The 19,824-nt window shown below is 68.2% G+C and carries 17 protein-coding genes and 1 tRNA gene; 10 read left to right on the top strand and 8 right to left on the bottom strand.

Annotation, left to right across the window (positions count from 1 at the left end):
* Positions 1–13: 13 nt before the first annotated feature.
* Positions 14–793: a hypothetical protein gene (locus AB1634_03205; GenBank protein ID MEW6218525.1), complete on the bottom strand. Its 780-nt coding sequence runs from the start codon at positions 791–793 to the stop codon at positions 14–16.
* Between the two features lies 1 nt (position 794).
* Positions 795–1,379: a DUF4255 domain-containing protein gene (locus AB1634_03200; GenBank protein MEW6218524.1), complete on the bottom strand. Its 585-nt coding sequence runs from the start codon at positions 1,377–1,379 to the stop codon at positions 795–797.
* 511 nt (positions 1,380–1,890) lie between these two features.
* Between AB1634_03200 and AB1634_03195 the strand changes: the two genes are divergently transcribed.
* Entirely contained in the window at positions 1,891–3,366 is a 1,476-nt protein-coding gene (locus tag AB1634_03195) for a ketol-acid reductoisomerase (GenBank protein ID MEW6218523.1), read from the top strand.
* Between the two features lie 181 nt (positions 3,367–3,547).
* Here AB1634_03195 and AB1634_03190 read toward each other — a convergent pair whose 3' ends face one another.
* Both AB1634_03190 and AB1634_03185 read right to left on the bottom strand, forming a co-directional pair.
* Positions 3,548–6,595: an SMC family ATPase gene (locus AB1634_03190; protein MEW6218522.1), complete on the bottom strand. Its 3,048-nt coding sequence runs from the start codon at positions 6,593–6,595 to the stop codon at positions 3,548–3,550.
* On the bottom strand, positions 6,583–7,719 hold the full coding sequence (locus tag AB1634_03185; protein MEW6218521.1) for an exonuclease SbcCD subunit D: 1,137 nt from the start codon (positions 7,717–7,719) through the stop codon (positions 6,583–6,585). The genes AB1634_03190 and AB1634_03185 overlap by 13 nt, the downstream gene beginning before the upstream one ends.
* 187 nt (positions 7,720–7,906) lie before the next feature.
* On the opposite strand from AB1634_03185, the gene AB1634_03180 reads away from it, so the two are divergent.
* Both AB1634_03180 and AB1634_03175 read left to right on the top strand, forming a co-directional pair.
* Positions 7,907–10,114 (top strand): DNA methylase, encoded by a 2,208-nt coding sequence (locus AB1634_03180; protein ID MEW6218520.1) that lies wholly within the window; start codon positions 7,907–7,909, stop codon positions 10,112–10,114.
* Positions 10,083–11,126 (top strand): hypothetical protein, encoded by a 1,044-nt coding sequence (locus AB1634_03175; protein MEW6218519.1) that lies wholly within the window; start codon positions 10,083–10,085, stop codon positions 11,124–11,126. Before AB1634_03180 ends, AB1634_03175 begins: the two co-directional genes overlap by 32 nt.
* Before the next feature lie 42 nt (positions 11,127–11,168).
* On the opposite strand, the gene AB1634_03170 is transcribed toward AB1634_03175, so the two are convergent.
* From AB1634_03170 to cysS, 4 genes are all read right to left on the bottom strand, one after another.
* Positions 11,169–11,579, bottom strand: coding sequence for a DUF86 domain-containing protein (locus tag AB1634_03170; GenBank protein ID MEW6218518.1), 411 nt, complete (start codon positions 11,577–11,579; stop codon positions 11,169–11,171).
* On the bottom strand, positions 11,576–11,992 hold the full coding sequence (locus tag AB1634_03165; GenBank protein MEW6218517.1) for a nucleotidyltransferase domain-containing protein: 417 nt from the start codon (positions 11,990–11,992) through the stop codon (positions 11,576–11,578). Before AB1634_03165 ends, AB1634_03170 begins: the two co-directional genes overlap by 4 nt.
* A 343-nt stretch (positions 11,993–12,335) precedes the next feature.
* A tRNA-Arg gene (locus AB1634_03160) sits at positions 12,336–12,412 on the bottom strand.
* 2 nt (positions 12,413–12,414) lie between these two features.
* Positions 12,415–14,742: a cysteine--tRNA ligase gene (cysS, locus tag AB1634_03155; protein ID MEW6218516.1), complete on the bottom strand. Its 2,328-nt coding sequence runs from the start codon at positions 14,740–14,742 to the stop codon at positions 12,415–12,417.
* Between the two features lie 277 nt (positions 14,743–15,019).
* On the opposite strand from cysS, the gene hemL reads away from it, so the two are divergent.
* The 7 genes from hemL to AB1634_03120 form a co-directional block, all read left to right on the top strand.
* Positions 15,020–16,309, top strand: coding sequence for a glutamate-1-semialdehyde 2,1-aminomutase (hemL, locus tag AB1634_03150; GenBank protein ID MEW6218515.1), 1,290 nt, complete (start codon positions 15,020–15,022; stop codon positions 16,307–16,309).
* Between the two features lie 133 nt (positions 16,310–16,442).
* On the top strand, positions 16,443–16,646 hold the full coding sequence (locus AB1634_03145) for an AtpZ/AtpI family protein (protein MEW6218514.1): 204 nt from the start codon (positions 16,443–16,445) through the stop codon (positions 16,644–16,646).
* 7 nt (positions 16,647–16,653) lie between these two features.
* A complete protein-coding gene (locus AB1634_03140; GenBank protein ID MEW6218513.1) occupies positions 16,654–17,061 on the top strand; it encodes an ATP synthase subunit I in 408 nt (135 codons plus the stop codon).
* A 9-nt stretch (positions 17,062–17,070) separates the two neighbouring features.
* On the top strand, positions 17,071–17,784 hold the full coding sequence (atpB, locus tag AB1634_03135) for a F0F1 ATP synthase subunit A (protein MEW6218512.1): 714 nt from the start codon (positions 17,071–17,073) through the stop codon (positions 17,782–17,784).
* Between the two features lie 78 nt (positions 17,785–17,862).
* Positions 17,863–18,204 (top strand): ATP synthase F0 subunit C, encoded by a 342-nt coding sequence (gene atpE / locus AB1634_03130; protein ID MEW6218511.1) that lies wholly within the window; start codon positions 17,863–17,865, stop codon positions 18,202–18,204.
* 268 nt (positions 18,205–18,472) lie between these two features.
* Positions 18,473–19,444: a radical SAM protein gene (locus AB1634_03125; GenBank protein MEW6218510.1), complete on the top strand. Its 972-nt coding sequence runs from the start codon at positions 18,473–18,475 to the stop codon at positions 19,442–19,444.
* Positions 19,445–19,448: 4 nt separating this feature from the next.
* Positions 19,449–19,824: hypothetical protein (locus AB1634_03120; protein ID MEW6218509.1), on the top strand; the 376-nt coding region annotated here is incomplete at its 3' end.

Raw genomic sequence — 19,824 nt, 5'->3', positions numbered from 1 at the left:
GTGGGCCTTGGGGCTAGGGCACTCGGACCTCGAGACAGCTCCTGTTCTTGCTGGTCAGGACAGTGATGCGACCGGGCTGCAGCCGGAAGCCCGGCGCAAAGGAGAGGACGTTGGCCGCCGGGGAGCGCACGCGCACCGGGGTGAGGCTGTCCGGATCCGCCAGCTCCCGGCCGGAGACCGCCGGGCTGGCCAGCACCTGGAGCCGGGCCTCGTAGTCGGCCTGGGGAGCGCCGGCCGCCAGGAGCGGCAGCCGGGACAAGGGGATGACGAACTCGCCGCGGCCGTCCGCCTGGGCCACCAGGCGGATGGCTGGGCCCACCAGCACGGTGACCGCGAGGCTCAGCACCGCCCAGGAAGCCAGGCTGCCGTCCACGAACCGGCAGCTGCCCACGGCCGCGCCCGCGGCCGGCAGTCGGGTGCCCAGGGCCGAGCGGAAGAGCCCCACGGCATGGCCCTGGCCACCGCCCAGCGTGGCGACAAAACGCCGGGGCAGAAAGCGGTTGGCGGGATCCCGCACCGTGCCCGTTACACTGAAGCCGGCCACCGCCGGGGGCACCAGGTCGGCCTCGCTGGCCGCACCGGGTACGATCCGGGCGCCGCCCAGGCGCTCGCCGGGCAGCAGCACGGTGGCGCCCAGCTTGTGCACCACGAAGATGCCCGGCGGCAGGGCATCGAAGGCCACCGCCAGGGGCACCCGCACGGGCGCTGCCGTATCAGGCCCGGACCGGCCGGTGACGTCCAGCCAGTCCAGGCGATCGCCACCGTGGCAAATGAGGGTCTCCAGGATGCGCATGTCAGACCTCGCCCACCGGCACCAGCACCGTGCGCACCGGCGGGCCGGCAACGGGCAGCGCCGCCGGCTCCAGGCGGATGCTCTTCACCAGGCACGGACTGGACAGAACGTACTCGTGGCGGATGCTGTCCCAGATCCGCATGAGATCCTCGGTGGGCATCTCCTCGGGGATGATCTGGATCGTGTCCTGGCTGCCCCAGAAGGGGTCCAGGGGGGCAAGATGCGAGGCGTCGAGCACCGGGAACGAGGCGATCTGCTGCATGGCCCAGGCCACCACCGTGGCCTCGGCCGCGGCGCCGGCGCACCAGCCCAGGAGCAGGATGTGCAGATTGACCGGCAGCTCCGGCCGCGCCGGCTGGCTGGGCCGGGCCGGCTGCAGGTGGCGGTTGCGGCCGATGGGGTCCACGGAGATCCGGTGCAGGTAGATGCCCAGGGCGTTGCCGGTAGGGGCGTTGCGCAGGTCCCGGCTCCCCAGCAGGGTGACCCGGGGATGGTCCAGGATCGTCCCCAGGTCCGCCTCGATGCGGGGGGTCAAGAGATCCTGCAGAGCCTGCAGACAGGCGAAGACGCCACGGAAGGAGGCCATTTGCACCTTTGGGGGCAGCAGGCTCCGGCCGGCAATCGGCCGCCACCTGCTGTTTGTGCCCGAATGTGCCTTGCGTTTATCAGAGTGCGGAGCGGCATGTCAAGGCCTAATTATCGGGAGGAATGCCAGAGAGGTCAGTCAATCGCTTCCTGGCATCTATGGAAGGATAGTGGCTCTCAATTCGAGGTCGATCCACTAGTCGTGTGCAGCTTGGAGGGGAGACGCGCTTGTCCGCCCCTGTTTCCACCCTTTCCCGCCCGTGCCCATGCGAAGGATGCTGCCGGCAGCGCACCCGGAGCCACCGGCGCCCGAGCCGCGGCGGGAGAGGCTTCTGCCGCCGGCCGCGGGCGGGTGGTGGCCTGCCGGCGCCAGTGGGACGCCGCACCAGAGGCCCCTTTGGCCCGGCGGGGACGGCGATCCAGGGATTTACCTCGTCCGGCATGTGGGGTATAGTGCTCGGCTTGCCGTGCTTCTATCCTGTTCATCTGATGCTGCTAGGGAGGATCTGGTCGTGAGTGTGACGTTTTCCCCGAAGGTGTTTGCCGCCGAGACCGTGCGGCTGGGCCCCACCGAGGAGATGGTGGTCCGTGGTGGTCGTGACAAGTTTCCCCTTCTGCCCAAGGCCTTCGAGGGCATCCGCCAGATCGGCGTCATCGGCTGGGGCTCCCAGGCACCGGCCCAGGCCCAGAACCTGCGGGATTCCCTTGCGGGCACCGGCATCCGGGTCAAGGTGGGCCTCAGGCCGGGCAGCGCCTCGGCCGTGGCGGCGCGGCAGGCCGGCTTCACCGAGGAGAGCGGCACCCTGGGCGAGATGTTTGGCGTCACCGCCGAGTCCGATATGGTTCTCCTTCTCATCGCCGACGCGGCCCAGGCCCAGCTCTACCGGCAGTTCTTCGCCCGCCTCAAGCCCGGCGCCACCCTGGGCCTGTCCCACGGCTTTCTCCTGGGTCATCTGGCCAGCATCGGCGAGGCCTTCCCGGCCAACATCAACGTCATCGGCGTTTGCCCCAAGGGCATGGGGCCGTCGGTGCGGCGGCTCTACGAGCAGGGCAAAGAGGTGAACGGCGCCGGCATCAACGCCAGCTTCGCGGTGGAGCAGGACGTGGACGGCCGGGCCACCGATCAGGCCATCGGCTGGGCGATCGGCGTCGGCGCCCCGTACTGCTTCGTCACCACCCTGCGCCATGAGTACCTCAGCGACATCTTCGGCGAGCGCGGCATCCTCCTGGGCGCCGTGCACGGCCTGGTGGAGGCCTGCTACCGCCGCTTTGTCCTGGAAGGAGGGATGAGCGAGGAGGAGGCCTTCCGGGCCTCGGTGGAGGTGGTGACCGGTCCGGTCTCCAGGACCATCTCCCACCACGGCATCCGGGCGGTCTACGAGAGCCTGGATCCGGCCGGTCGCTCCGTCTTCGAGCGCATCTACTCCCACGCCTACGGCCCGGCCTTCGACATCCTGGCCGAGATCTACGACGAGGTGGCCTCCGGCAACGAGATCCGGAGCGTGGTCATGGCCGGCCAGCGCTTTGCCCGCTTCCCCATGGGCAAGATCGACGGTACCCGCATGTGGCAGGTGGGCGAGCGGGTGCGGGCGGCCCGCAGCGGTCAGGTGCCGGTGAGCGCCTTCACCGCCGGCATCTACTGCGCCACCATGATGGCCCAGATCGACCTCCTCATGGAGAAGGGCCACTGCCTGTCCGAGGTCTGCAACGAGTCGGTGATCGAGGCGGTGGACTCCTTGAACCCGTACATGCACTACAAGGGCGTGGCCTTCATGGTGGACAACTGCTCCACCACCGCCCGGCTCGGCACCCGCAAGTGGGGGCCCCGCTTCGACTACATCTTCCAGCAGCAGGCCTTCACCGCCTACGACTCCGGCCTGCCCGCAGACCAGGCCCGGATCAAGGCCTTCACCGATCACCCCATCCACGAGGCCCTGGCCACCTGCGCCACCTTCCGGCCGCCGGTGGATATCGCGGTCATCGGCTAAGCCGCGCTCGCCCTCCGCAGAAACGACAACGGCCCGGCCGAGGAGGATCCCCGGTCGGGCCGTTCGCGCTTGCCCCCGCCACTTCGGTGCGGACCGCGTGGGCCGGCATCACGAAGCCCCGCCGCCGCCTCGCCTGCAGACACCCCCCTCTGCCCCGCCCCGGCCCACCGGCCGGCGGCGGTCATGAAGCCAGGTGCACCCGGCTGCCGTCGCGACCAGCCAGGACATCGAGCCGGCTGGGAATCTGGTCCCTCAGATCAGCGACATGGGAGATGATGCCCACCATCCGTCCCTGGGCATTCAGCTGCACCAGGGTGGCGATGGCCATGTCCAGGGTCTCAGGATCAAGGCTGCCGAAGCCCTCGTCGATGAACAGGGTGTCCAGGTAGCGACCGCCGCTTTCGGCCAGCACCACATCGGACAGCCCCAGGGCCAGCGACAGCGAGGCCAGGAAGGTCTCGCCGCCGGACAGCGATGAGGCTGGGCGGTGAAGGCCGGTGAAGTCGTCGGTCACCTCCAGATCGAGGCCCGCCCCCTTGCGGGCATCATCCACCGTGCCGGACAGCCGCAGGTGGTAACGGCCCCGGCTCATGCGCCGCAGCCGCTCGGAGGCGGCCAGGGTCACCTCGCCGAAGAGGGAGGCCAGCACATAGCGCTGGAGGGTGATCCGCTTCGGGTTGTTGCCGGCCGCCAGGCCCGCCAGGTGGCCAATGACCTGAAGCTGCCGCGCCTGCCGGCGGCTCTCCTCCTGGTATTGGGCCATGGCGGCCATGGCCTGGCGTGCCGCCGCCAGCCGCGTCTGCACCCCGCCCAGCTGTCCGGAGATGGCCTTCATTGCGTCCTCGGCCGCGGTCCGGGCAGCGGCCAAAGCGTCCAGGTCCGGCCAGGCGAGTCCGGCGGCCGCCGCCTCGGCCTGCCCCAGCTCGGCCGCCACGGCAATCCGCCTTTCCTGGTAGGCCGCAAGCCGCTGCCGGGCCTGCTCCAGCTCGGCCGGCAGCATCCGGGCGGCCCGGTAGTCGTCCTCGCCGGCCAGCCCTGCCTGCGCAAGACGCTCGGCAAACCGGGCCTGCGCCTCCTCAAGGCGGGCGGCCAAGGCCTCGGCCGAGCGGCCGGCCTCCTCCCGCTTCCCCTGCCGGCTGCTCTTCTCGTGCTCCAGTCGGGCAACACCCTTCTCTGCCACCTGGAGGGCCTGGCTGGTCTGGTCGATGAAGCCGGCGATGGCGGCCAGCTGGCCGCGGATCACCTCCGGGTCGGCCTCCCCTTCCCCCAGCCCCTGGGCGGTGGCGGCCAGCTGGCCCCGGAGGGAGTCGACCTGGGAGGTAGCCTCCTGCCGGGCCTGGGTGGCGGCGGCCAGGTTGCGGCCGGCGGTCGCCAGGAGCGGCCCCAGCTCGTCCCGGCGGCGGCGCGCCTGGGCCAGCGTCTGCTCTGCCGCGGCCACCCGGCGCAGTTCCTCTTCCAGACCGGCGCGCTGGCACAGGAGATCGCCCAGCGGCTGGTCCGCCAGACTCCCCAGCTGGTGGCGGAGCGAGGCCACCGCCGCCTGGGCCGTTGCCGCCGCCACCGCCAGCCCCGCCATCTCCTTCTTCGCCTCCTCCCAGGCCGCCCGCGCCTGGTCCACCTGGCGGCGGCCGGCCTGCAGCTCGGCCTCGGACGGCACCGCCCCGCTGCCACTGGCCGGTGCCGGATGGTGCCGCGAGCCGCAGACCGGACACGGCTGGCCGCCGGTCAGTCCCTGGGCCAGATGGGCTGCCTGGCCGGCGATGCGCCGCCCGGCCAGCTCATCATGCTCCCGCATGGCCTGGGCCAGCCGGGCCTCCTCCACCGCGCACCGGTTGGCGGCGGCCTTGCTGCCGGCCGCAAGCTTCTCCTGCTGGGCCAAGGCCTTGAGCAGATCCTGCCTGGCCGCCACCTGGGCCGCTGCTGCCTGGTGCCGCTGCTCCAGCTCCCCGCGCCGGCCGGCGGCCAGGCTCAACTCTTCGATCTCTTTGCCGGCAGCGGCGAGCTGCTGCTCGATCCTGGCCTTCTCCGCCTGCCGCTCCTCCTCACTGGCCACCGCTGCCACCCGGCGCCCCGCCGCCCGCTGCAGCGCCTCGCGAACCGCCGCCCGCTCGGCCGCCAGGCGCAGCCGGCTCTCCAGAACCGCCTTCTCGGCGGTCTTGCCGGGAATCTCCGCGGCCCGGCACCGCCAGGCCTCCCGCTTGTCCACCGCCAGGACCAGCGCCGCCTGCACCCCGTCCAGCTCCTGGTCCAGCTGGCGGATCTGCCGGGCCAGCTCGTCCGTGAGCCGGCGGTCCCGGGCCAGGGCCTCTTCGAGATCAGCGAGGGCGAGCGCCCGTTCCCCCCTGGCCACCCGGGTGGCCAGGCGGGCCATCGCCTCCTCTTCGCCCGCCAGATGAGCGGCCTCGGCCTGGGCCCTTTCCCGGCGCCGGAGCCGCGCCACCTGGTCGCGTCCCTCCTCCACGGCCGAGGCCGCCTGGGCCATCCGCCTGGCCGCTTCCTCCGCGGCCGCACCGAGCTGCCGCTCCTGGTCCTGCAGCGCCGCCAGTCTGGCCTGCAGCTCCTCCGGGCTGCCCACTTCCTGCCCTTCCAGGATGCCCTGCATCGTGTGGCGGATCCGCTCCAGACCTTGGGCCGTCTTCTCCCGCCGCGCCTTGAGCAGGTCCTCGATACGCTCAAACCGCTCGGTGGCAAAGAGCTTCTTGAGGATCTTGTCCTTGTCCGCGGAGCTGGCCAGGAGGAGCCGGCGGAACTCGCCCTGGGGCAGGATCACCACCTGGCGGAACTGGTCGGCGGTCAGCCCCAGGACCTGCTCGATCCTGTCCCGCACCGCCCCGATCCTGCTCAGGCGCTCACCCAGGATCGCCCCGGTAGCGTCCACTTCGCACAGCTCCACCCGGTGAGGCAGGCTCTGGCGCCGCCCTTTTTTCTCCACCTCCTGCTCCGGGCTGCGATGGATCTGGAAGCGGCGCGGCCCGACCACAAAGAGGAGATCCACCTCGCAGGCCAAGTCAGCCCGGGCGTGCTGGGAGCGCAGGCTGCGCTCGTCCCGGGTGAAGCCGCTGGCCGCTCCATAGAGGGCGTAGCAGATGGCATCAAGGATGGAGGTCTTGCCGGCGCCGGTCGGGCCATGGATGAGAAAGAAGGCGTTATCCCCGAAGGCGGTGAAATCCACCTCCTCCCGGCCGGCGAACGGGCCAAAGGCCTGCATGGCCAGGGTCAACGGCCGCATGCCGGCCTCTCTTCCCCGCGGTTGAGCTCGTCCATGACCTCCACCAGCATCGCCGCCTCCGCGTCGTCCAGGCCCGCTGCCACATGGGCATAGAAGCGGCCCACGATCTCCTGATCAGAGAGCCGCCGGAGCTCGCCCGGATGGAGGAGATCCCCCTCCCCCTCCTGCTGGGCGCGAACAATGGACAAGACATTGGGATAGACGGCGCGGATCTTCGCCGCGTAGTCGAAAAGCACCCCCCGATCGGTGAGGGTGATCGCCAGGTAGTCGTCGCTCGCCGGATCCCCCGCGGCCCCGGCCAGGATCTCGTCCAGGGTGCCCTTCTTCTGGCGCAGCTCCCGCCGCGGCCGGACCGGAAAAGAGGTCCGGGTCACCAGCCCCCGGCAGTCCAGGTCAAAGATGGAAAAGACCTTCTCGTGATCCAGCTCGGAGAAGGAATAGCGCAAGGGCGCCCCGGCGTACCAGGCGCTGGCCGCCACCTGCTGGGGCCGGTGGAGGTGGCCCAGGAGGGTGAGAGCAAAGGGGGCAAAGACCCCGGCGTCCACCAGCTGGCTGCCGCCCATGACCAGCGGCCGCTCGGATTCGCTCTCCTGGCCGCCTGCCGTGTAGCAGTGGGCGATGCACACGGTGCGGCCAGCGGCAGGCGCGCCGGCCAGGACGTGGCGGTAGGCAGCGGTGAAGTCCGGGATGGCGGTGTCGCCCAGATGCCGGCGCAAGGTGAGCGGCTCGATATAAGGGATGGGGAGCAGCACCACCGGGCCGTACCGGTCGGCAAGGGTGATGGGCCGCAAGGACGCAGGCTCGGCAGCGATGTGGAGGCCGCGCTCCCGCAACAGCCGGCTGCCGAAGGCCAGCCGCTCGGCGCTGTCGTGATTGCCGGGGATGAGGACCACCGGGGTGCCCTGTTCCAGGATCAGGGTCGACAGGAAGTGGTCCAGAACCTCGGTAGCCTCCACCGGCGGCACCGACCGGTCATAGACATCGCCGGCGATGACCACGACGTCGACCCCTTCGTCCTCGGCCAGCCGCGCGACCTGCCCGAGCAGGTCATCCTGGTCCGGGGTCAGATGGACGTCGTGGAGAATCTTGCCCAGGTGGAGGTCAGCAAGGTGCAGGATGCGCATGGGCAGGTCCGATCGGCGGCAAGAATCCGGTTGGATACGTGGAAGTTTGTCGTTGACACCGGCCTTGCGGTCGGCAAATCTCCTGGGCGTGCCCTGCTCTGGCCCCGCCGGGGCATTGTGCCCCGGCCCACCCCGAGGCGCAAGCCCGGGCCACCGCCGCCCTCCTCCTGCGCCACCGGATCGTGCGATGCCCATTGAAAAGGATTTCGACATCCCCTTCATCTCCGGCATGGCCCTGCGCGAAAAGCAGATCCAGCAGAGCTATCGGCCGATCATCGCGGTGCACAAGTGGTTCGCCCGCCGGCCAGGGACCCTTTTTCGGGGCCTGCTCCTGTCCGAATTCGTCGACCGGCCACTGACCGAGGCCTTCTTCACGGCCAACAACCTCAGGGGGATCCGGGTGGCTGACCCCTTCATGGGTGGGGGAACGCCGCTCATTGAGGCCAATCGACTCGGCTGCGACGTCACCGGCTACGACATCAACCCGATGGCCTTCTGGATCGTGCACCAGGAGATCGAGCAGCTCGACCAGGCGGCGTACCGGAACGGCGCCTCCCGGCTGGGCGCCTTGCTGGAGGAGCGCCTCGGCCCCCTCTACCGCACCCGGTGCCTGCTGTGCGGCTCGCCGGAGGCGTCCGTCAAGTATTTCCTCTGGGTCAAGGAGAAGACGTGCAGCCGCTGCGGCAAGGCCTTTCCCCTGTTTCCTGGCTATCTTCTGGCCGAGGACCAGCGCCATCCCCGGAACGTTCTGGTCTGCGCCGGCTGCGGCGAGCTGAACGAGGTCGCCGAGCGAGCGCATCCTGGCAGCTGCCGCTCCTGCCATCGGCCTCTGGCCGTCAAGGGGCCGGCCCGGCGCCACCGCTGTGATTGCCCGGACTGCGGGCTGTCCAACGTCTATCCGGCGCCCGGCGCTGGCCCGCCTGGTCACCGGATGTTCGCGCTCGAATACCACTGCCGGCCCTGCAAGCCTCATCATCGGGGCCGCTTCTTCAAGAAGCCGGACCAGGACGACCTGGATCGCTATGCGGAGGCCTGTCAACGCTACCACGCGCTGGACGCCGCCTTTGTTCCTGACGATCCCATCCCGCCCGGGGACGAGACCGACCGCCTGCTTCGCTGGGGGTACCGTCGCTATCGCGAGATGTTCAACCCCCGGCAGCTGCTCGGCCTGGAGCTGAGCTGCCGCGCCATCGCCGAAACGTCTGACCGCCGGGTGCGGCATGCCCTGGCGACCAACCTTTCCGACCTGCTGCGGTACCAGAACCTGCTGTGCCGCTATGACACCATGGCGCTGAAGTCCCTGGACATCTTCTCTGTTCACGGCTTCCCGGTAGGACTGGTGCAATGCGAGTCGAACCTGCTCGGCATCCCCAACGGCGGGGGGGTGAGCGTCGGCAGCGGCGGCTGGTCGAACATCGTCGAGAAGTACGCCAAAGCCAAGGCCTACTGCGACCAGCCTTTTGAGATCCGGCATGCCGGAGGCCGCAAGACGGTCGTGCCGGTTCCCGGCGAGTGGATCGGCGACCAGCGCAACGGCGATCAGCGCGGCGTCGAGCTGCGCTGCGCGAGCGCCACCGCTGCCTCGCTGCCCCAGGCCAGCCTGGATGCAGTCCTGACCGACCCACCGTACTTCGGCAACGTCCAGTACGCCGAGCTGATGGATTTCTGCTACGTCTGGCTGCGACGCCTGCTCGGCCCGGAGCTTGCCGCCTTCGCCGTCCCCTCCACACGCCATCCCGACGAGCTGACCGGCAACATCACCATGGACAGGGGACTCGACCACTTCACCGAGGGGCTCTCTGCCGTCTTCTGCGCCATGGCTCGGGCGCTGAAGCCGGGCCGGCCTCTGGTCTTCACCTACCATCACAACAAGCTGGAGGCGTACTATCCCCTGGCCGTGGCGATCCTGGATGCCGGCCTGACCTGCTCGGCATCGCTCCCCTGTCCCGCCGAAATGGGCGCCTCCATCCACATCAGTGGCACCGGCTCCTCGGTGGTGGACACGGTTTTCGTCTGCCGCTCCACCGGCACCGTCCCCCGCCACTGGCTGGCTTCGTCGGCTGCGGCGGTCGCTCAGCTGGTCGCCGCGGACCTGGAAAAGCTGCGGCAGGGGGGGCTATCGCCAAGCCCTGGAGATGTCCGCTGCACTGTCTACGGCCATCTGGCCCGCATGGCCATCTGGCGCCTGCGGCTGGGATGGGAGCGCCAGCAGTCTGTCTCCCGCAAGCTGGCCCGAATGGCCCAGGAGATCCAGACCATTGCCACCCTGCAGGAGGTGGAGGCTGCTTTGGCAGGCGCGGCCGAGGTGGCCGCAGGGCTGCCGCCGCGCTGGGCTGGGCTCATTCAGGAGGGAGAAGCGGCTTATGGAGAATCATCCGCTGACGTATCCTTTTGAGGTCCCGTTCGAAGAGGTAAGGACCGATCCGGAACGTTTCGTTTCGTCAGTCTTCGCCTGTCTGGCCTCCGAGTTTCTCGTCATGCCCAAAGGAGACGGTTTTGTCGACTATCCTCTCTTCGAGCAGGGCTACGAGGCACTCAAGCGAGCGACGCGGGGCTTCGCCATTTTCTCTCCGACCGAGATCCTCTCGGTCGCCCGGTCCACCCCCATAGCCCTCATCGTCCTGCGGGCGATGCTCGGCTTCACACCACCGGAATGGGCCTATGCCGCATCGCAGTACACCGAGGTGGCCGTCAGCCAGGGAGCGGCGCGAAGCCTTGACCGCAGAATCCGCATGACGCCGACGACCCCTCTGCGCCTCAGCGCCGTAACTGCGGCGCGCGTGCAGGCCCTGGTCACCACCGCCTGCCGGCTGCTGACTGAAGGCGGGACCGAGGTTGCTTCCACCAGACTGCACCGCCTGGACAAGGCGGACACGAGGAACGGCACAGGTGGCATGCGCCGGCTGGCAGATCTGGGGGTGCCCTACGCCATGCTTCTCTACGAGCGCTTCCTTGGCCGGCCCTTCGCCGGCCATCGCGACTCGGTGAGCGAGCTGGTCGGAGATGCCCTGGAGTCGGCCATCGAGGAGATACTGGCTCATGCCGGCATCAGCTTTCGCAAGACCCGGCGAGCCGAAAGGATTCCCGGCTTTGATCAGACACCCGACTTCATGATCCCCAGCGAATTCAACCCCCAGGTCATCATTGAGGCGAAGATCACCGAGGATGATGGCACGGCCAGGGACAAGGTTACCAGGATTCAGCACCTGGGGCAGCTCAGCCTGGAAGGCCAGTCATCCGGCAGGCCACGATTCGAGGTCGTCGCCTGTATCGCCGGGCGAGGTTTCGGGGTGCGGCGCGAGGATATGAAGAAGATGCTCCTGGCCACCTTCGGCAAGGTGTTTACCCTGCGGAACCTGGATCGGCTGGTGGAGTGCACGCGGTTGCGGGAATTCAGAACGACTTGAGCCGTGGCCTTGCCGACACCAGAGCCTCCCGGCCCCCCCGAGCTATCCCTCGAAATTCCTGACCCGCTCGCCGAACGAAACGAGATCGTCAAGCCCGGTACGGAGGACCGACTGCACGATGTCGAGGTCCATCCTTTGGTAAGCATGGATGACGGTGTTGCGGAAATGCACCATGTTGCGCAACCTCGACGCGAGGCTTCGGTCAATGACTGCGGCCCTCTCCAGAAGCTCAAAGGATTCGGCGCTGGAGGCCGGGATCCCCATGCGGTGGGTCTTGATGACATGGTTCGCCAGATCGATGGCCTGCTCGCATGCCCGCAGGATGTTCAACACCGCGGCGTCCTGCCTCGTGTAGTCGGTGGCGAAGCCTTCCGGGTTGACCTGGTACTCCTCCCGGGCCCGCATGACGCAACGCTGCATGCTCTGGATCTTGTTCACCACGAGATCGTTCATACCGGATACGCCTTCCCGGTGGCAGCAAAGGCCTGCAAAATACCCGCACGCTCCTCGTTCAGCTTCTGGTAGAAGGACAGCACCAGCATCTCAAACTCGTCCGCCGCAGAAGGATCGGCGCAGAAGATCCGCCGGTCCGCCATGACGATCTCCTTCTGGAAGACGGTGGACACCAGCCGCAGGTTGACCAGATCCACCTCACGCCCTGCCAGGGTGGCAAGCTCGGCGCGCAAGGGATGGAAGCTGAGGGAACCGGCCTTCTTGGCGCGGGGCGGCGGCAGCAGGATGGCGATGTCCACATCGCTTCCCGGCCACTCGTCTTCTGTGCCGAAGCTGCCGAAGAGATAGATCGCCTGCGTGTCCGGAAAGGCCAGGAGACTTGCGGCAATCATCTGTTCGCAAAGAGGGGCCATGCTCACACCCACCTTGGGAAGATTGCCGGAGCCTCCCCGGACACCGCGCCCGGTCCAATAGCCCGCCGGTCGCCGACCCGCAGCCGGAAGCCCGGCCTGCCGAACGACAACCGCGACATCAGCCAGTGCCCCAGACAACCCTTTGGCGCGCCCGACACAATTTCCTGGCCACCTGTGGCAAGCTCACCCTGCGGAACCTGGATCGTCTGGCGCCGCTTCGGCCATGCCCCCGTCAGGAGTCCAGGTCCTCCGGGGCCAGGAGCTGCACAACCACCGGCATGTTCACAGGAACCGTGCACGACTTCCTGCAGCAATTCTCGTCAGCTACCGACAGGATGATCCTTGGCGCGCCCGGCAGGATTCGAACCTGCGACCTACGGATTAGAAGTCCGTTGCTCTGTCCAGCTGAGCTACGGGCGCCCTCAGTCCCCTTTGATCTTGTTCCAGACCGGCCCCTGGGTGGTGTCGATCACCTGGATGCCCTGGCGGGCCAGCTCGGCCCGCACCACATCCGCCCGCTGCCAGTCCCTCTGCTGCCGGGCCTCCTGGCGCTCCTGGATGAGGCGGTCGATCTCGGGGGCCAGGGGGCACTCCTCGAGATTCATGATGTTCAGGACCGCGTTCACCTTGCCCAGGGATTCCAGGAGATAGGCCTTCTGCTCCCGGTCCAGCATGCCGGCGGCCAGGATGGGGTTGGCCTTCTTGATGAAGTCGAAGAGGGCCGCCACGGCCTGGGAGACGTTGAGGTCATCGTCCAGGGCCGCGCCGAAGCGGTCCTCCATGGCGGACAGATCCGCCGCCACCCCGGGATGGGGCAGGCCCGGGGTCAGACAGACCAGCTTGCGCACGAACTCATCCACCCGCCTCAGGCTTTTCACCGCTGCGTCCAGGTTGCGGAAGGAAAAGTCGATGGGCTTGCGGTAATGGGTCTTGAGGAGGAAGAAGCGCACCTCCCGGGGCGAGTAGCCGCGGGCCACCAGATCCCCCAGGGTGAGGCCGTTGCCCGCCTCGTGGCACATCTTCTTGCCGTCCACCAGCACCAGGCCGCTGTGCAGCCAGGTGTTGGCAAAGGGCTTGCCGGTGGCCGCCTCGGCGATGGCGATGGCGTTCTCGTGGTGCGGGAAGATGAGATCCCGGCAGCTGGTGTGGATGTCCATGGTCTCGCCCAGGTAGCGCAAGGCCATGGCCGCGCACTCGATGTGCCAGCCAGGCCGCACGTTCCCCCAGGTGGTCTTGAAGAAGATCCCCTTCTTGAGCTCGCCCAGGGTGGAGCGCTTGAGGAGGGTGAAGTCCACCGGGCTGTCCTTGTCGTAGTCGTCGAGATCCACGGTCTTGCCGATCTGGATCTTGCCCAGGTCCACCCCCGACAGCCGGCCATAGGCCGGGAACTTGGAGATGTCGAAGTAGATGGAGCCGTGCTTCTCGTAGGCCACCCCCTTGTCCACCAGCCGGCCGGCCAGGTCCACCATCTCCTGGACATGCTCGGAGGGCCGGGGGTAGCGGCTGGCTCGCAGCACGCCCAGGGCATCGATGTCGGCCAGGAAGGAGCCGACGTAGCCGGCGGTGAACTCCTCCAGGGGCAGGCCGGCCTGCTCGGCGCCCTGGATGGTGTTGTCGTCGAGGTCCGTGAAGTTCATGAGGAACAGGACCTCGAAGCCCCGGGCCTGAAGGGCGCGGTGGATCAGATCGCTGACCACGAAGCGGCGGCAATGGGCCAGATGGGCGTGCTCGTGGGCCGTAGGCCCGCAGGCGTAGAAGGTTGCCCGGCCTTCCTGCTGGGGCCGGAACACCTCCTTGCGCTTGGTGAGCGAGTTGAAGAAGCGCAACCCCTGGCTCTTGGGCTCCTCGGCCTTCTGGACGGTGAAAAGGGCGGTGGACAGGTAGCGCTCGCCGCCATCCGGCAAGAGCACCACCAGGATCCCCTCGTCCATCTGGCCCGCCCGGGCCAGGGCCGCGCACATCGCCGCGCCGGAGCTCATCCCCACCAGGATCCCTTCCTTGCGGGCCAGGAGCCGGGCCATCCGGAAGGCCTCCTCGTCCGGGATGTTCATGATCTGGAAGGGCAGGCTCTTGTCGAAGATGCCAGGCTTGTAGGACTCCTTCATGTTCTTCAGGCCCTGGATCTTGTGACCCAGGAAGGGCTCGACCGCCGTGACCCGCACCTCCGGGTGCTGGTCCCGGAAAAAGCGACAAAGCCCCATGGCGGTGCCGGTGGTGCCCAGGGTGGCCACCACGTCGGTGACCCGGCCGCCGGTCTCCTCCCAGATCTCCGGGCCGGTAGTCCGGTAGTGGACCTGCCAGTTGGCCTCGTTGTTGAACTGGTCGGTGAGAAAATAGGTGGCCGGATGCTCCCGGGCCAGAAGATAGGCCTCCTCGATGGCGCCGTCGGTGCCCTTCTTGGCCGGGGTGAGCAGGATCTCGGCGCCGTAGGCCTGCATGATCTTGCGCCGCTCGATGCTGGCGGACTCGGGCATGACCAGAAGGCAGCGGTAGCCCTTGACCGCACAGACCATGGCCAGGCCGATGCCGGTGTTGCCGCTGGTGGCCTCCAGAACAATCTTGTCCGGCGACAGCTCGCCGGCCGCCTCGGCAGCCTGGATCATGGCGAGGGCGATACGGTCCTTCACCGAGCCGCCGGGGTTGAAGGACTCCACCTTGGCGTAGATCTTGACCTTCTTGTGGGGGTTGAGGCGGCGGATGGCCACCAGGGGCGTGCCACCGACCTTGTCGAGAATTGTTTCCACAGGCATGGGCAGGATCCACCAAGAGGGGGCGAAAGACAGCCCCGGAATGACGCGCCAGGGGCGGAGAATCGGGCACGCACCGCCCGACGGAAGAGGGCTTCAACAGTACCAAAAAGGCTCTGGGCGGTCAATCGCCAACTCCGCCGGCTGGCCGGGCCATTTCTTTGACAGCCGGAAAGGCGCCGTGCTAATATGCGGCGCCCGGCGGGGCGGCCCAGGCCAGGCCCGCGGGCCGCGGCGGGCGAGCCGATCACTTCCCTTTCTTGTCCAAGGAGGAGCCAGCATGGATACCAGCCGCTCGCAGGCCCTGTTTGCCAGGGCGCAGGAACTGATCCCCGGAGGCGTCAACAGCCCGGTGCGGGCCTGCCGGTCCGTGGGCGGCGAGCCGCTGTTCATCAGGAAGGCCGCCGGCTGCCGGCTCTGGGATGTGGACGGTAACGAGTTTGTCGATTTCGTCGGCTCCTGGGGGCCCATGATCCTCGGCCATGCCCATCCGGCCGTGGCGGCCGCCGTGCAGGCCGCCATGGCGGACGGCACCTCCTTCGGCGCCCCCTGCCCCCTGGAGGTGGAGCTGGCGGAGATGATCGTCGCCGCCGTGCCCTCCATGGAGCAGGTGCGCTGTGTCAGCTCCGGCACCGAGGCGACCATGAGCGCCATCCGCCTGGCCCGGGGCTACACCGGCCGGCCCATGGTGGTGAAGTTCGACGGCTGCTACCACGGCCATGCCGACTCCTTTCTGGTCAAGGCCGGCTCGGGCATCATCACCCTGGGCATTCCCGGCAGCCCCGGGGTGCCGGAAGACATTGTCCGCAACACCCTGTCCATCCCGTACAACAACGTGGCCGTCCTGGAAGAGACCTTGCGGGCCAAGGCCAGCGAGATCGCCTGCGTCATCGTCGAGCCGGTGGCTGGCAACATGGGGGTGGTGCCGCCCGCCCCTGCCTTCCTTGCGGCCCTCCGGAGCCTGACCCGGGAACTGGGCATCGTCCTCATCTTTGACGAGGTGATCACCGGCTTCCGGCTGGCCCTGGGCGGGGCTCAACAATACTATGGCATCCTGCCGGACCTCACCTGCCTGGGCAAGATCATCGGCGGTGGCCTGCCGGTGGGCGCCTACGGCGGCCGGCGGGAGATCATGGCCATGGTGGCGCCCACCGGCCCGGTCTACCAGGCCGGCACCCTGTCCGGCAACCCCCTGGCCATGGCCGCCGGCATCGCCACCCTCAAGGAGCTGGCCAAGCCCGGCGTCTACGAGCTCCTGGAAGAGCGCGCCGCCGCCTTTGCCGGCGAGCTGGCCCGCCTGGCCGATCGCCACGGCCTGGCCACCTGCCTCAACCGGGTGGGATCCATGATGACCGGGTTCTTCTCCGCCAGCCCGGTCACCGACTTCGAGTCGGCACTCACCGCCGACACCGCCCGCTACGCCGCCTTCTACCGGGAGATGCGCCAGGAAGGTGTCTACCTCGCCCCTTCCCAGTTCGAAGCCGCCTTCATCGGCTGCGCCCACACCCCGGACGACCTGGACTTTGCCCTGCAAAAAACTGAACGGGCATTCAAGAGGTTGCAGCTCTAGGGAAAAAAGCCGTTGACTTTGCGGCCCCGGCATGCTACCCATGGAGCGGTTTTGCGCCTCTGTCGGGAGTCATCGCCAGCCGGCCGAGTGAGGCGCCGTTCAGCCGATGGGAAAAGCCAACGACCGTCGCCAGATGATGAGGCTGTTGGCCGAGTATGGCACCATCGGCATGACGGTGGCCTTCTCCATCTTCATCGGGGTTGGCATCGGCTACTGGCTGGACTACCAGGTGTTCGAGGGCCGCACCGCGCCCTGGCTGACCTTCATCTTCCTGGGCTTCGGCATCGGCGCCGGATTCCGCAACCTCTTTCGGCTGGCCCGCCGCAAGGATCTGTGAGCAGGACATGTCCCCGACACCTGCAGCCAACGACAGCCCCCTGTCCGTACGGGGCGTCCTCATCCTGACCTGGGTCCTCCTGGCCGGGCTTACCCTGGGCGGCTGGCTCGTCGGGTCGACCTTGGTCGGGCTGAGCATCCTGGTCGGGGGCCTGGTGGCCAACCTGAGCTTCCTTCTCCTCAAGCGGGATCTGGAGCGGATTCTGGCTGGCCCCCTGGGAGCCGCCAAGCTGGCCTATTTCGTGCGCTACTACGCCCGGCTGGCAGCCATCGCCATTCTGCTCTTCGTCCTCATCCGCCAGGGGGCCGTGCATGTCTACGGGCTCCTGGTCGGGCTGTCCACCGTCGTTCTGGCCATCACGGCCGCCAGCCTGCAGGCAGCACGCCGCGTCTATCTCAACACCAGGGAGGCTTAGTCAGGCATTATGGAACATCCAATTCTCATCGTGTCCCTTGCCCTCGAGACGCTGCACCTGCCGGTGCACGGCGGCGAAGGCCTCCTGCCCAAGCTGGTCTCGCCCCACATGACCTACACCTGGCTGGTGATGGGCTTCCTGATCCTGATCACCAGGATGACCATCGGCAAGACCGAGCTGATCCCAGGCCGGGGCCAGAACTTCTGGGAGGCGGTGATCGGCGGCATGGAAGGCTTCATGGCCGACAACATGGGCAAGGAGGGCGCCGCCAAGATGTTCCCCATGCTGGCCACCTTTGCCCTGTACATCCTGACCGCCAACATGATCGGCCTTATGCCCGGCATGTTCTCGCCCACCGCCAACCTCAACATCACCCTGGGCTGCACCCTCATCGTCTTCACCACCACCCACATCCTGGGGGTGATGTACCACGGCCCCAACTACATCAAGCATTTCCTGGGGCCGGTGCCCTGGCTCATCCCCTTGATGTTCCCCATCGAGGTGATCAGCCATCTGGCCCGGATCCTGTCGCTCTCCATCCGGTTGTTCGGCAACATCATGGCCAAGGAGACCCTCCTGGGCATCCTGTTCATGCTGGCCGGCGCCTACTTCGCGCCGCTGCCCATCCTGGTCCTGGGCGTCTTCGTCTCCGTTGTCCAGACCCTGGTTTTCGTGCTCCTGTCGATCCTGTACTTCTCGGCGTCCATGGAGCACGCGCACTGATTCTGGCATCTCAACCGTGTTCGGGCTTTTGGGAAGAAGGCCGAGCGCACATCTCACAGAAGAAGGAGGAACGGTACCATGAAGAGGATGAGTGTTTCGACGGTCCTGACAACGGTGATGGTCCTGGGCTTCGCCAGCCTGGCGATGGCCTCCGAGGCGGCCGGTGGTGGTGGCAGCTCGCTTCTGGCCCCCCTGTCCTGTATCGCCGCCGCTCTGTCGGTGGGCGTCGCGGCCCTGGGCTGCGGCATCGGTATGGGTACCGGTATCGGCGGCGCGTGCTCCGGCATCGCCCGCAACCCGGAGGCCTCCGGCAAGATCACCGTCACCATGATCATCGGTCTGGCCCTCATCGAGTCCTTGACCATTTACGGTCTGGTCATCTCCCTGATCCTGCTCTTCGCCAACCCCCTCATGGGGTAAGCGCCGGCAGCGCCAGCAGTCGCCGAAGGGCGGCCACCCGCGGGTGGCCGCCCTTTTTCTTTCCCGCCAGGCTCCCCTGGCTCTGCCGGGAAGCGCCGGGCGGGGGGCCATCGGCCGGGACCCGCCGCCCTTTCCCGGCAGCAATCGGCAGGATGGGGCCGAGGGTAGGCTTGGCAGCCCAACCGCGCCGGAATGTTTCTTGACAGAGCCTGACCGGCCGAGTAGTTTTTCCCCTTCGCAGAACCGTCCGCACCAGGACCCTACCCTGATGAAGCACCTCTTTGGCCCGGTCCTCTCCCGGCGCCTGGGCCGTTCCCTGGGCATTGACCTCCTTCCGGCCAAGATCTGCACATTCAACTGTGTCTACTGCGAGGTCCGCACCCCGTCCCGCCGCACCTGCCAGCGCCAGGAATACGTGCCTACCGGGGAGATCCTGGAGGAGCTGGCCGCCTTCCTGGCCAAGGAGCGGGGACAGCCCGCCTGTGAGGTCTTCACCGTCACCGCCTCCGGCGAGCCCACCCTGCACACTGGCATTGGCCAGGTGATCGCCTTTTTGAAGGCGCAGGCGCCAGACCGGCCGGTGGCCGTGCTCACCAACGGTACCCTGCTCGGCAACGCCGAGGTGCGGGCCGACCTGGCGGCCGCAGACATTGTCGTCCCTTCCCTGGATGCCTGTCGCGAGGAGTCGTTCCTGCGGGTGAACCGGCCGGCGCCGGGGATTCGATTGGCCGAGCTGATCGCCGGACTCGTGGCCTTTCGTAGGGGCTACCGGGGCCAATGCTGGCTGGAGATCCTCTTCGTGGCCGGCATCAACGACGCACCGGCGGACATCGCCTGCCTCAAGGAGGCGGTTGCCGCCATCCGGCCGCATCGCATCCAGGTGAACACCGTTGCCCGGCCGCCCTTGGAGCCGTTCGCCCGGCCGGTGCCGCCGGACCGCTTGGCCGCCTTGGCCCAGGAGCTGGGTGAGCATACGGAAGTGATCGCTGGCAGAGCCGCCGAGCGCGGCCCTGCCCTGGGACCGGTCGCCGAGGCCGAGATTCTGGCCCTGGTCCAACGGCGGCCGGAGACCGCCCCGGCGATTGCCCGCGCCCTGGGCCTTTCCGACCCCGAAACCCTTGCGGCCCTGGATCGGCTCCACGAAGCCGGTCAGGTGACCGCCATGGCCCACCAGGGCCGAACCTATTTTGTGCCGGCCGGCCGACCCAGGAAGGCGTCGACTCCCGGCAGACAAGGATGAATCCATGCCCGAGAACGATCGAGAGCAGGACGACCAGAAGACCCCCGCGACGCTGGCAACGAGCCCCGACCCGGAGGAGGCCGGGCCCGAAGCCGGAAACGAGGCCGGAAACGAGGCAGAAATCTCCCCAGCCAAGCGAGGCCGATCCCGCCGCCGGGGCGGCCGCTCCCGGCGGCGGAGCAAGAAGAAGGCCGCTGTCGCCGAGGTGACGGCGGAGGGATTGGCGGCCGAGCTGGCCGAAGTCATCGAGGCGGCACAGGAAGAGACGGAAGCCCCGCTCGCCGCCAGCCCGGAGCCTGCCGCGCCTGCGGCGGGGGAGGAGAAGCCGGCCGGCAAGGCCCGCCGCTCCAGGCGCAGCCGTTCAGCGGCAAAACGGGCCA

It is taken from the genome of Thermodesulfobacteriota bacterium (genome assembly GCA_040755095.1).
Taxonomy (GTDB): domain Bacteria; phylum Desulfobacterota; class Desulfobulbia; order Desulfobulbales; family JBFMBH01; genus JBFMBH01.
Note: the sequence above shows the minus strand (reverse complement) of the source record. Positions and strands in the feature narration are given on the sequence as shown.

Bases quoted from the DNA above. Each gene is read 5' to 3' on its own strand.
- AB1634_03205 (MEW6218525.1), bottom strand. From the start codon at position 793: ATGCGCATCCTGGAGACCCTCATTTGCCACGGTGGCGATCGCCTGGAC.
- AB1634_03200 (MEW6218524.1), bottom strand. From the start codon at position 1,379: ATGGCCTCCTTCCGTGGCGTCTTCGCCTGTCTGCAGGCTCTGCAGGAT.
- AB1634_03190 (MEW6218522.1), bottom strand. From the start codon at position 6,595: ATGCGGCCGTTGACCCTGGCCATGCAGGCCTTTGGCCCGTTCGCCGGC.
- AB1634_03185 (MEW6218521.1), bottom strand. From the start codon at position 7,719: ATGCGCATCCTGCACCTTGCTGACCTCCACCTGGGCAAGATTCTCCAC.
- AB1634_03180 (MEW6218520.1), top strand. From the start codon at position 7,907: ATGCCCATTGAAAAGGATTTCGACATCCCCTTCATCTCCGGCATGGCC.
- AB1634_03175 (MEW6218519.1), top strand. From the start codon at position 10,083: ATGGAGAATCATCCGCTGACGTATCCTTTTGAGGTCCCGTTCGAAGAG.
- AB1634_03170 (MEW6218518.1), bottom strand. From the start codon at position 11,579: ATGAACGATCTCGTGGTGAACAAGATCCAGAGCATGCAGCGTTGCGTC.
- AB1634_03165 (MEW6218517.1), bottom strand. From the start codon at position 11,992: ATGGCCCCTCTTTGCGAACAGATGATTGCCGCAAGTCTCCTGGCCTTT.
- cysS (MEW6218516.1), bottom strand. From the start codon at position 14,742: ATGCCTGTGGAAACAATTCTCGACAAGGTCGGTGGCACGCCCCTGGTG.
- hemL (MEW6218515.1), top strand. From the start codon at position 15,020: ATGGATACCAGCCGCTCGCAGGCCCTGTTTGCCAGGGCGCAGGAACTG.
- AB1634_03145 (MEW6218514.1), top strand. From the start codon at position 16,443: ATGATGAGGCTGTTGGCCGAGTATGGCACCATCGGCATGACGGTGGCC.
- AB1634_03140 (MEW6218513.1), top strand. From the start codon at position 16,654: ATGTCCCCGACACCTGCAGCCAACGACAGCCCCCTGTCCGTACGGGGC.
- atpB (MEW6218512.1), top strand. From the start codon at position 17,071: ATGGAACATCCAATTCTCATCGTGTCCCTTGCCCTCGAGACGCTGCAC.
- atpE (MEW6218511.1), top strand. From the start codon at position 17,863: ATGAAGAGGATGAGTGTTTCGACGGTCCTGACAACGGTGATGGTCCTG.
- AB1634_03125 (MEW6218510.1), top strand. From the start codon at position 18,473: ATGAAGCACCTCTTTGGCCCGGTCCTCTCCCGGCGCCTGGGCCGTTCC.